This is a genomic window from Pseudomonas brassicacearum, from assembly GCF_918698105.1.
Lineage (GTDB): Bacteria > Pseudomonadota > Gammaproteobacteria > Pseudomonadales > Pseudomonadaceae > Aquipseudomonas > Aquipseudomonas brassicacearum_F.
In genome coordinates, this window is sequence record NZ_CAKKMI010000123.1 from 1 (window position 1) to 12,147 (window position 12,147).

Genomic DNA, 12,147 nt, shown 5'->3' on the forward strand with positions numbered 1-12,147 from the left:
GGTTGGGGGTTGCTTTGAACATGGTGAATCTCCGTGATTGATTGAGCCACCACGACCTATCGCTAAACAAGTAAAGGTGGCGGCTGTACGCAGGTTAGCGATCCGGGTCACAGAAACCCCGGGTAGACCAGAAGGTCTCCCACGCACAGCCACCATTAAGCGAGTTGCAGACGTAAAAGACTGCAATCGAGACTGGGCATTGTTGCGTCTGTGTTGAGTCGGATCGCTAAACCCGATCGCTGATTTATCAGCGACGGGGAAACGATAAAGCCCGACCCCAAGGCGCACAAGCCGGCGGATTCTGGCGTAGTTGTAGGCAATGGTGCAAGGCGGCGTAGCCTGCTCCTGAATGGTCCTACATCGAAATAAACGCGGTGATCGTCACGGGGAGTGGATTGGCTTCATGTGGTGAATTGAAGATCGCCATCGCGAGCAAGCTCGCTCCCACAAGGGTAGCTGTGTGACCGCGATATTTGCGGCAACACCGAACCCCTGTGGGAGCGAGCTTGCTCGCGATGACTTTCTCCCAGACAACCCTGAACCCGCGGCGAGGAGAGTTACGACGAGCAACTGATCTCCAGATGCTTGCCCCACTCCGGCGGGCGTTGCGCGTAGCTGTCCATGCCCGGTTGTTCCTCGAACGGCTTGCTCAGCACCGTGTGCAGGCGGCGGACTTCTTCGTAGTCCCCGGATTCGGCAGCGTCGATGGCCTTCTGCGCCAAGTAGTTGCGCAGCACATACAGCGGGTTCACCGCGTGCATGCGGGCGCGGCGTTGGTCTTGGTCGACGGGGCCTTCGCGGTTGATGCGGGCCACATAGAGTTCACCCCAGGCATCGAATCCCTTGAGGTCGACGAAGTCATCGCGCAGGCTGGCGACGGCTTGTTCGGGGGATTGGTCGCCCAACCGGCGGAAGAACAGGCTGTAGTCGACGCCGCTGTTCTGCATCAATTGCAGCAAGCGCTCCAGCAGTTTCTGGTCATCCTCCTCGGCGCTGGTCAGGCCGAGGCGGCGGCGCATCAGGTCCAGGTAGTGGGCCTGGTACAGCGGCAAGTACAAGCCAAGGGTTTCACGCAGGGCTTCGACGCTGATGAAGGGCGTCAAGGCCTGGGCCAGGGCGCTGAGGTTCCACTGGCCGATGGGCACCTGGTTGCTGAACGAGTAGCGGCCCTGGTCATCGGAGTGGTTGCAGATGAAGTTGGCATCGAAGTCGTCAAGGAAGGCGAACGGCCCGAAGTCGAAGGTGATGCCCAGGATCGACATATTGTCGGTGTTCATCACGCCGTGGCAGAAACCGTAGGCCTGCCATTTGGCTATCAGCTCGGCGTTGCGCTCGACGATCTCGCGGAACATTGCCAGGTACGGCTCCGGTTGTTCACGGCACTCGGCGAAATGCAGGTTCAACACGTGCTCGGCGAGGGCCGCATGCAGCTCGGGTTTCTTGGTGTAGTAGAAATATTCGAAATGCCCGAAGCGCACATGGCTGGGCGCCAGGCGCAGCACCATGGCGGCGCGCTCCTGCTTTTCGCGCCACACCGGGGTGTCGGAGCCGATCACGCACAAGGCGCGGGTAGTCGGGATGCCCAGGGCATGCAGGGCTTCGGAAGCGAGGAATTCGCGGATCGATGAGCGCAGCACCGCGCGCCCGTCGCCCATCCGTGAGAACGGCGTCTGGCCGGCGCCCTTGAGGTGCAGGTCCCAGTGCTCGCCGGCCTCGTTGTACACCTCGCCCAGCAGCAACCCGCGGCCGTCGCCCAATTGCGGGTTGTAGTGACCGAACTGATGCCCTGAATACACCATCGCCCGTGGCTCGGTTTCGGCCCACAGCTTGTGGCCGCCAAAGATCTCGGCAAACAGCGGTGCCTGGGCTTGCGCCGGGTCCAGGTCCAGCAACGCCATGGCCGCCGGGCTGGCGACCACCAGCCGCGGATTGTCGATGGGCTCGGGCAGTACGTGGGTCGATAAACCGTCGCCCAGGCGGGCGAAGCGGTTATCGAAGGTCAAGGTTTCCAGCGTTTTCATGGCCGTCTCCGGCGCGTCGCCTTCAGGCATCGCGCATCAGTCGAGTGTGTCTTGCGGCGGCTCGGGCACCGGTTTGATGTTGGCTACGGTCGAGGGCACGGGCGTGAGAGTCTTTTTATCAGGCTCGGCGGGTACCAGTTTGTATTCCTGGCCTTGCAGGTTCTTCAGATAGATTTCCATCTGCCGGAAGGAGATGTTGATGTGCTCCTTCTTGAACTCACGGTTGATGAAGCGGTTGATCTCGTCCAGCACCGGGTTGCGGTCGCCGAGGTCGCGTACGTGCATGCGCAGCTCATGGTCCAGGGTGCTTTCACCGAAGTTCAGGAAGTACACGATCGGTTCCGGTTCCTTCAGTACACGTGGGTTCTCGCGAGCGGCCTTGAGCAGCAATTCGCGCACCCGGTCCAAGTCCGAACCATAGTCCACGCCCAGTTTCAGGGTCACCCGGGTCACGGTATCGGTCAGCGACCAGTTGATCAGTTGCCCGGTGATGAAGGTCTTGTTCGGGACGATGATGTCCTTGCGGTCGAAGTCGGTGATGGTGGTCGCCCGAATGCGGATCTTGCTGACCGTGCCCGACAGGTTGCCGATGGTGATGGTGTCGCCGATGCGCACCGGACGCTCGAACAGGATCATGATGCCGGAGATGAAGTTGGCGAAGATCTCCTGCATGCCGAAGCCCAGGCCCACCGACAGCGCGGCCACCAGCCATTGCAGTTTGTCCCAGCTCACGCCCAGGGTGGACAGGGTGGTGACGAAACCGACGCCGGCGATCACATAGGACAGCAGCGTGGTGGTGGCATAGGCGCTGCCCTGGGCCAGGTTCAGTTTCGACAGTACGAACACTTCCAGCAGGCCCGGCAGGTTGCGTGCCAGGGCAAAGGTGATGCCGATGATGATCAGCGCCCCGAGCATGTCGCCAATACTGATAGGCACCATGCTCATATTGGCGCCGGTGCCGCTGGTGTATTCGTAGAGGGTGACGTTGTCCAGATACGAGAACACGCTGATCAGGTCCGACCAGACCCAATACAGCGCGGCGATGAAGCCGCCCAGCAGCGCGAGGCGAATCAGGCGCAGGGATTGTTCGTTGACCTTTTCGATGTCCAGCGTTGGCTCTTCGATCACCGCTTCGCCGTCGCCGGCCTCCTTGGCCGCCTGGCGCTTGGCCAGGGCGCGCTGGTAGGCCAGGCGCCGTGCAGCGACCGACAGGCCGCGGACGAAGGTGGCCTCGATCACCAGCCAGAACATCAACAGGTACAGGGTATTGATCAAGCGGTCACTGAGCTTCAGCGCGGTGTAGTAGTAGCCGAAGCACACCGCCACGAACAGCGCGATCGGCAGGGCGGTGAACAGCACCCCGACCGCCTTGCGGAACAGCGAGGTGTTCTTGTGGGTCGGGCTGCTCAGCAACAAGCGGCTGAGCAACCACGCCATCAACGCGTAGCAGGTCAGTACCACCGGCATGCCGAGCACGTCATCGGCCAGGGCTGAAGGTTGCAACTCAGCCACCGCTACCACGGCCACCAGCGCCAATACCACCAGCCCCAGGCGGCGGATCCAGCCCTGGAGGAATTCGACCTGGGGTTTCTCCCAGCGGAAATGCAACTCGGCCACGCCGCCCGGCGCAAGCACGCGATAGGCCGTGTAGAACACCAGCCAGGCCTGGCCAATCTGCAGCAGCGCCGCGCCGAGGTTGGCGTTCTGGCCGCGGGCGTCGATCTGCAAGGCGTAGCCGCACAGGGCCAGCGCCAATGCCAACGGCATCGCCAGCAGGATATTGATCAGGATCGCCTGGGGTGTGTGCCACTGGCTGTCGCGCTTGAAGTGGCCAACGTCCTGGTGAACCTTGTTCAGTCGGGCATAGAGACTCTTGCGCCGCCACAGCAACGCACCGATCAGCAGCGCCAGGGGCAGGAACAACAGCGGCCGTTGGGTCAGGCCATCGGCCAGCTCACTGAGGCTCGAAGCCCAGGGCAGTGAGTCGATCTGTTTCTCCAGGCGCATCGGCACGCCGCGCATCCAGTCGAAATCCAGCGGTTTGTTGCTGGGAATCCAGAACATCTGCTCTTCAAGGGTCTCACGCAGGTTTTGGGCGGTGCTGAGCAGTTGTTTCTGGTTGAGCTGCAAGGTGATGGATTCGTTGAGCACCGCGCTCAATTCGCGGTTCAGGCGTTCCAGCAGGTCGACACGGGTCAGAGCCAGTTCCAGCAAGGTCTTGCGCAGTTGCGGTGTGGCTTGCTCCGACGGCTGGGAGGCCAGCAGGCTGTCGACATAGGCGCTCGGATTGTTCAACAGCTCGCGCTGTTGGCTGACTTCGAATTGGTAAAGGCGGATGTCGGCGATCTGGTCGGCCAGGTTCTGGTCCAGCTTCAAGCGCGGCAGGGTCTGGCGTTGCTTGTAGAGGATCTTGGAGAGCAGCAGGCTGCCCTTGAGCACGCTGATCTGCTCGTCCAGGGCGGCGTCGGTCTGGGTGACGCTGTCCAGCAGTTGCTTGGTCTGCAGGTTCTGCTGGGTGACCTCGTTGAGACGGTCGGTGCTCTTGAGCAGGTAGTCGGAGAGCTTCAGGTTGGCCGCGCTTTCGGTCGCCAGCAAGCTGCTGCCGCCGGCCTTCTGGGCCTCGATGGATTGCTGGGTCACCGTCTCCTGGGACTGGGCCAGGCGCTTCTGGTTGATCAGGTTTTGCAGCTCCTGGATTTCCTGCTCCATGCGCGCGATCTTTTCCATCAGCAGGTCGTGCTGGCCGTTGCCCAGGTCCTGCAGTTGGCTGTTGCCGGCCAGCTCCTGGCGGCGCAGCGCAATCAGCGCATTGAGCGCCGCCAGCTCGGCGTTGAGCTGGTCGCGCTGTTCGCCGCTCAAGGTCTTGCCGGCGTCCCTGCCGGCCTTGAGGGTGGCGTTGATCTGCTGGATGCGGCTCTGGCTGGTGGAAATTTCCGCCTGGGCCCGCTCGGGTCGGGTCTGGGCGGTGATGACCAGGCTGTTGGCGTCGGCCAGGGCTTTTTGCAGGTCACCCTGCTGGGTGGAGCGATCCGAGAGCATTTGCTCGAGCTGGGGAATCGGCAGGTTGGCATAGCGTTGCGCCACCGGCACCACCGTGGTGCCCTTGAGCCGCGCCAGTTCGCGCTGGTTCTCGATGTTCTGCTTGGGCGCAGTGGCCAGTTGCTGTTTGAGCGCCTGCAGCTTCTGTTCGTACTCGGCCTTGTTGTTGAGTTGGGTCAGCGTGTTCTGCAAGACAGCCTGCAGGGCTTTCTGCTCGGCTTCCGGCAGTTTGCGGTCGGCGATCTTGTCCAGGCTTGCCTGCACCGAAGCGCTGGCGGGAAGGTCAGCGGCTTGCAGGGTGCAGACAGAAAGACTCAGGCCCAGCAGGGCGATGGCGAAAAAGGAGCGCAGGGTAGGCATAAAGACCGGTCGAGCAAGTGAGAGTGGGAGCAGTTTAGAGGAACAAGCCGGGACCCGGGCGACTTCCTTCGGGGAATCTGACGCCCACTTTGCCGATCTTGTTCCCGTCCATGACCGCGACGGTCCACAGGGTGTTGTTCCAATCCACCTGGTCGCCGACCACCGGCGCGCCGCCGACTTTCTGGGCAATGAAGCGGCCCAGGGACATGTCGGGATCGATGCCGTCCAATTTCAACCCGTACAGCGCCGCAACCGCGGCCAGCTGGGCGTCTCCTTCGAGTACGAAGTCGCCGAAGAAGCGCAGATCCAGGCCCCGTTGCGGCGCTTGGCTGAACAGTTTTCCCAGGGCCGGCAAGTCGTGTTCATGGCCGATAACACACAGTAAATCATCGACTTCCAGCACGGTACTACCCGACGGATGGAGCAGTTGCTGGCCACGAAACAGGGCGGCGATGCGTGTGCCATCCGGCATTTTCAGGTCCCGCAGGGGCGAGCCGATGCACCATTTTTCCGCGCCCAGGCGATAGATGAACAACTCCCACTCACTGGTGACGTGGACTTCCAGCGCCGCCCGGGAAATCGGCAGCGGCTCGGGCGGGACGGTCACGTGCAGCAACTTGGCGACCCATGGCAGGCTGGTGCCTTGTACCAGCAGCGAGACCAGCACGATAAAGAACGCCAGGTTGAAATACAGCTGGGCGTGGGGCAGGCCGGCCATCAACGGGAACACCGCGAGGATGATCGGCACCGCGCCGCGCAGGCCGACCCAGGAGATAAAGGCTTTTTCGCGACCGTGGAACGCCTTGAATGGCAGCAGGCCGACCACGACCGACAACGGACGTGCAAACAGAATCATCCACAATGCCAGGCCCAGGGCGGGCAGGGCGATGGGCAGCAGGTCGTGGGGCGTGACCAGCAACCCCAGCACCAGGAACATACCGATCTGTGCCAGCCAGGCCATGCCATCGAGCATATGCAGGATGCCGTGGCGGCTGCGCACCGGGCGGTTGCCGATCACCAGGCCGCACAGGTACACCGCGAGGAAGCCGCTGCCGTGCAGCGCGTTGGTCAAGGCGAATACCGCCAGGCCGCCGCTGATGACCAGGATCGGATAGAGGCCGTTGGCCAGGTTGATGCGATTGACCAGTTGCAGCATCAGCCAGCCGCCGCCCAGGCCGATCACCGCGCCGATACCGAACTCGCGCACCAGGTGCCCCAGCAGGCTCCAATGCAGGCCGGTTTCGCCACTGGCGAGCATGCCGATCAGGGTAACGGTCAGGAACACTGCCATGGGGTCGTTGCTGCCGGACTCGATTTCGAGGGTGGCGCTGACCCGCTCGTTCAGGCCCTTGCCACCCAGCAGCGAGAACACCGCCGCGGCATCGGTGGAACCGACGATGGCGCCGATCAGCAGGCCCTGGATCAGGTTCAGGTTGAACAGCCACGCCGCCGCCAGGCCGGTCAGCCCGGTCGTGATCAACACCCCGACCGTGGCCAGCGACAACGCCGGCCACAGTGCGACGCGAAAGCTCGACACCCTTGTGCGCAAGCCACCGTCGAGCAGGATGACCGCCAATGCGAGGTTGCCGACCAGATAGGCCGTGGCGTAGTTATCGAAAAGAATACCGGCGCCATCGACACCGGCCGCCATGCCTACGGCCAGGATGATCACCAGGATCGGGATGCCCAGGCGCGACGAAAGAGAACTCACCAGGATGCTCGCACCTACCAGCAACGCGCCGATCAAGAACAGGCTGTTGATGGTCGTCGCAGTCAAAGGCGTTACTCCGGGAAAACTGAGGGGCGGGCGCAGATTGACCATGCAGTCTGCGTGCCAGCGATTCTAACCTGTTGAAATGTGATGCTGTCAAAAAAGGTTGGGGGATTGGGGTTCTGTGCGCAGCCCTTGTGGCGAGGGAGCTTGCTCCCGCTCGGCTCTGTAGGAGCTGTCGAGTGCAACGAGGCTGCGATCTTTCCACATCCAATGAGTCCAGAGCGAAAGATCAAGATCAAAAGATCGCAGGCTTCGCCAGCTCCTACAGAGCCCAGGGGGAGCAAGCTCCCTCGCCACAACAGCATTGATGCCTCACGGATTGTGAGCGATCAATAGGTTTGCGGTTAAAGGCTGAACCGCCCAACCATGCTGTTCAGGTCCACGGCCAGGCGCGACAGTTCGGCACTCGCGGCACTGGTCTGGTTGGCGCCGGTGGCCGATTGCACCGACAGGTCGCGGATGTTCACCAGGTTGCGGTCCACTTCACGGGCCACCTGGGCCTGTTCTTCGGCGGCGCTGGCGATCACCAGGTTGCGCTCGTTGATCTCGACGATGGCGGTGTTGATCGTGTCCAGGGACATGCCGGCACCGCGGGCGATGTTCAACGTCGACTCCGCACGTTCGGTGCTGTTGCGCATCGAATCCACGGCGTGTTCGGTACCGCTCTGGATACTGCCGATCATGCGCTCGATCTCGCTGGTCGACTGCTGGGTGCGGTGGGCCAGGGCGCGGACTTCGTCGGCGACCACGGCAAAACCGCGACCGGCCTCGCCAGCACGGGCGGCTTCGATGGCGGCGTTGAGCGCCAGCAGGTTGGTCTGGTCGGCCAGGCCGCGGATCACGTCCAGCACTTTGCCGATGTCCCGGGACTCATTGGCCAGGTTGCCGATCAAGGCGGCGGTGCCTTGCACATCGGCGCTCATGCGTTCGATGGCACTGACGGTTTCCTGCACCAGGTCGCGGCCATCGCCGGCAGACGTGGTGGCGTGTTTCGACGCTTCGGAGGTGCTGACCGCATTGCGCGCGACTTCTTCCACGGCGCTGGTCATCTCGTTGACCGCGGTGGCAGCCTGTTCGATTTCGTTGTTCTGCTGGGTCAGGCCACGGGCGCTTTCGTCGGTGACACTGTTGAGTTCTTCGGCGGCGGAGGCCAGTTGCGTGGCCGAGCCGGAGATCCGCTGCAAGGTGTCGCGCAGTTTTTCCTGCATGGTCGACATCGCCCGCAGCAGGCGGCCGGCTTCGTCGCTGCCATCGACAACAATCGGGCGGGTCAGGTTGCCCTTGGCGATTTCCTCGGCGGCGTCCAGGGCGTTGGCAATCGGCTTGGTGATGCTGTTGGTCAGCAGCCAGGCGAACAGCAGGGTCAGGGCGGTGGCGATGACCAGCAGCGTGATGACCAAAGTGAAAGCTTTTGAATACTGTCGCTCTGCGCCCAGGTTCAACGCGTCGGCTTGTTGGTTATTGATCTCCAGCAGGCGACCGAGTACCGCGTTCACCGCTTCGGAGTTGCTCAACAGTTCGGTGTTGAGCAGCGCCCGCAGATCTTCGACCTGATTGTTGCGCGACAGGGTTTTCATCCGCTCTTCAAGCTGGCGGTATTGCCCCAGCAGTTGCACGTATTGATCGTAGGCGGCGCGTTCTTCCGGGGCGCTGATCAGCTTTTCATAGGCCGCCTGGGCGGCGCGGATCTGCTGGTTGCGCTGCTCGAACAGATCGAAGGTTTTCTGCTGGATGTCCGGTTCGCGGTTGGTCAGCAAGCGATAGGAGAGCACCCGCAAACGCAGGGTGAGTTGGGTGAACTCATCCAGGGCCTTGATGCTGGGCACCGTGTTGCGGGCGATGCTTTCGCCAGATGCACGAATGGTGCTCATCTGGGTCAGGGCAAACACCCCCAGCGCCAGCATCAGGGCGCCGATCAGGGCAAACCCCAGGAACGCTCGCGGCGCAATGTTCATATTACGTAGGGACATGGAAAGTACCGGAAGTAGACGCGTCCGTGCGGGGCTGTGACTGCTGTTCCCTGACTTATCGGTCATACGACTAAAGTCTTGAGTGGCATGCGTGCTTTTGTCACAGGGCAAAGGCGGCGGTGCGACGAAGGGTCGGAACCAGATTCCCCATTCGCAGTCTTTAAAACTCGCCGCAAAGCCCTGCCGCCCCGTAAAGCGTGGCATTGGCAGTGACTTTTCTTTATCGTACGCGCCCCTTGAAAACGCCTGGAAATCAATATGTTGGAAACATCCCTCAGCCAGCTGGAGCAACTGGTCAACGACCTGGTGCAACAGAACCGTCACCTCACCGACCTGAACGAGACCCTGGGCGCGGAACTTGCCAAGGCCAAGGATGAAAACGAAAGCCTGCAGCTGAGCCTGATGGAACAGGAAGAACTGCACGGCACCACCGCCGCCCGCATCCAGGCCCTGATCGAGCGCGCCAGCGCCGGGCCTGTCAGCGCATGAAGCACGGCACCGATGGGGTGACAGTCATCTCGATTTTGGGAGAGGACTATTCAATCAAAGCGCCGGCCGGGCAGGAGCAGGCCCTGTTGGACGCCGCTACCATGCTCAAGGCCGCACTGGCCGACACGAAACGCAAATACCCGACGCTGATCGGTGATCGCCTGTTGGTATTGGCGGCCATGAACCTGTGTTCGCAGCAGATGGAAATGCAGAAGCAACATCAAGCGGAACTCGACCGTTACCAAGAGCAAGTCAGCGCCACGGTCGAGGTGATTGCCAAGACCATTCAGCAGGCCTGAACCGTTAGCGAATGTTGACTGTGGAGCTTGTGTGGGAGCGAGCTTGCTCGCGATGGCGGTGGATCAGGCAGATCAATTGCAACTGACATACCGCTATCGCGAGCAAGCTCGCTCCCACAATGGATCGGTGGTGAACGCAGATGTCGTGTCCACTTGAAACCCCCTGTGGGAGCGAGCCTGCTCGCGATTGGATTTCAGCCTCGCCCCAGGCCCAGATCAGAACCACTCATCCCGCATTCCCAGGCACGTATCATCCCGCGCCTCAAGAATCGCCAGCTCATGCTGGCAACCCGGCACTTCCCAGGTCAGGAAGTAGCGTGCCGCTTGCAGTTTGCCTTTATAGAAGTCGCTGTCCGCCGCATCCCCCTTGGCCAGGCCTTCCTCGGCGCGAATCGCCTGTTCCAGCCAGCGCCAGCCGATCACCATGTGCCCGAACACCTTCAGGTACAGCGCCGAATTGGCGAGGCTGCTGTTGACCTTGCCTTGGCCCAGGTCCGTCAGCAGGCCGAGGGTGACGGTTTGCAGGCGTGCCACCAGCGCTTCCAACGGCTGGCGCAACGGCGTCAGTGATGCATGCGCCTGGGCGCGTTCAGTGGTGTCGGCTACCAGGCGGACCAATTGCTTGAGCCCGGCACCGCCGTTCTGCGCCAGTTTGCGACCCAGCAGATCCAGGGACTGGATGCCGTGGGTGCCTTCATGGATCGGGTTCAGGCGGTTGTCGCGGTAATACTGCTCCACCGGGTATTCGCGGGTGTAGCCGTGGCCCCCCAGAATCTGGATCGCCAGTTCGTTGGCCTTCAGGCAGAACTCCGAGGGCCAGGACTTGACGATCGGCGTCAGCAGGTCCAGCAGCTCATGGGCGCGCCGGCGCTCGGCTTCGCTTGCCAGGGTGGTGGTGTCGTCGAACAAGCGCGCGGCGTACAGGCCCAGGTCAAACGAACCTTCGACGTAGGCCTTCTGGGTCAGCAGCATGCGGCGCACGTCGGCATGCTGGATGATCGCCACGGGGGCGGTGGTCGGGTCCTTGCTGTCGGGCACCCGGCCCTGGGGGCGCTCGCGGGCGTATTCCAGGGAATACAGGTAGCCGGCGTAACCCAGCATCACCGCGCCCATGCCGACGCCGATCCGCGCCTCGTTCATCATCTGGAACATGTAGCCCAAGCCGTGGTGCGGTTTGCCTACGAGGTAACCGACACATTCGCCGTTGTCACCGAAGTTCAGCGCGGTAGAAGTGGTGCCACGCCAGCCCATCTTGTGGAACAGCCCGGCCAGCAGCACGTCGTTACGCGGGCCGAGGCTGCCGTCATCGTTGACCAGGAACTTGGGCACGATAAACAGCGAAATGCCCTTCACGCCTGGGGGCGCGTCCGGCAGTTTCGCCAGGACCATGTGCACGATGTTTTCCGACAACGGATGATCGCCGCCGGAAATGAAGATCTTGTTGCCCTTGAGTCGATAGGTGCCGTCGGATGCAGGCTCCGCGCGTGTACGAATATCCGACAGCGAAGAACCTGCATGGGGCTCGGTCAGGGCCATGGTGCCGAAGAAACGACCGTCGATCATCGGTTGCAGGAAGCGTTGCTTCTGCTCCTCGCTGCCGAAGCTCTCGATCAGGTTCGCCGCGCCCATGGTCAGGAACGGATAAGAGGTCGAAGCGGCGTTGGCCGACTGGAAGTGCGCGAAGCAGGCCTGGGACAGCAACGTCGGCAGTTGCATGCCGCCTGCCTCGAAGCTGCGTGCAGCATTGAGAAAGCCCGCCTCGAGGAAGGCATCCACCGCCGGTTTTACCTCGGGAATCAGAATTGCCTCGCCGTTCTCGTAGCGCGGTTCGTTTTCATCGTTCTTGCGGTTGTGCGGGGCGAAAAATTTCTCGGCGATGCTGCGGGCCGTACCGATGGCGGCGTCGAAGGTTTCGCGATTGTGTTCGGCAAACCGCTCGCGCTGGGTCAGGCCCTCGGCATCGAGGACTTCATACAGCTCGAAAGCCAGATTGCGGGAACTGAGCAACGTCTCGGACATGGCGGCCTACCTTTTTTTGGAATGGGCCGAGTCTAGGCGTGCTGATAAAGGCTGAACAGGATGATTGATGACAGTGATGCAGAGGTGCGGGCGACACTAATCCCAATGTGGGAGCGAGCTTGCTCGCGATAGCGGTATCTCAGTCGACAACATTCCTGACTGAACCACCGCTATCG

At 61.9% G+C, this 12,147-nt stretch carries 7 protein-coding genes and 1 pseudogene; 2 read left to right on the forward strand and 6 right to left on the reverse strand.

Annotation, left to right across the window (positions count from 1 at the left end; translation table 11 throughout):
• Nucleotides 1–557 precede the first annotated feature (557 nt).
• The 5 genes and pseudogenes from selO to LQ215_RS29870 form a co-directional block, all read right to left on the reverse strand.
• Nucleotides 558–2,021, reverse strand: a complete 1,464-nt coding sequence (selO, locus tag LQ215_RS28200) for a protein adenylyltransferase SelO (protein WP_230153543.1) — start codon at nucleotides 2,019–2,021, stop codon at nucleotides 558–560.
• Nucleotides 2,022–2,057: 36 nt separating this feature from the next.
• Nucleotides 2,058–5,420: a mechanosensitive channel MscK gene (gene mscK / locus LQ215_RS28205; protein ID WP_230153544.1), complete on the reverse strand. Its 3,363-nt coding sequence runs from the start codon at nucleotides 5,418–5,420 to the stop codon at nucleotides 2,058–2,060.
• A gap of 34 nt (nucleotides 5,421–5,454) precedes the next feature.
• A complete protein-coding gene (locus LQ215_RS28210) occupies nucleotides 5,455–7,197 on the reverse strand; it encodes a potassium/proton antiporter (protein ID WP_230153545.1) in 1,743 nt (580 codons plus the stop codon).
• A gap of 341 nt (nucleotides 7,198–7,538) precedes the next feature.
• A complete protein-coding gene (locus LQ215_RS29865; protein ID WP_436839602.1) occupies nucleotides 7,539–8,411 on the reverse strand; it encodes a methyl-accepting chemotaxis protein in 873 nt (290 codons plus the stop codon).
• Between the two features lie 30 nt (nucleotides 8,412–8,441).
• Nucleotides 8,442–9,368, reverse strand: a pseudogene (locus LQ215_RS29870) (MCP four helix bundle domain-containing protein); the annotation flags it as partial.
• A gap of 54 nt (nucleotides 9,369–9,422) precedes the next feature.
• Between LQ215_RS29870 and LQ215_RS28220 the strand changes: the two are divergent.
• Together LQ215_RS28220 and LQ215_RS28225 are read left to right on the forward strand one after the other, a co-directional pair.
• Complete coding sequence (locus LQ215_RS28220; RefSeq protein WP_230153547.1) at nucleotides 9,423–9,653, forward strand: hypothetical protein; 231 nt, start codon at nucleotides 9,423–9,425, stop codon at nucleotides 9,651–9,653.
• A complete protein-coding gene (locus LQ215_RS28225) occupies nucleotides 9,650–9,952 on the forward strand; it encodes a cell division protein ZapA (protein ID WP_230153548.1) in 303 nt (100 codons plus the stop codon). The genes LQ215_RS28220 and LQ215_RS28225 overlap by 4 nt, the downstream gene beginning before the upstream one ends.
• A 216-nt stretch (nucleotides 9,953–10,168) precedes the next feature.
• Here the strand turns inward: LQ215_RS28225 and LQ215_RS28230 are convergent, their stop codons facing one another.
• Nucleotides 10,169–11,971, reverse strand: a complete 1,803-nt coding sequence (locus tag LQ215_RS28230; protein WP_230153549.1) for an acyl-CoA dehydrogenase — start codon at nucleotides 11,969–11,971, stop codon at nucleotides 10,169–10,171.
• Nucleotides 11,972–12,147: the final 176 nt, after the last annotated feature.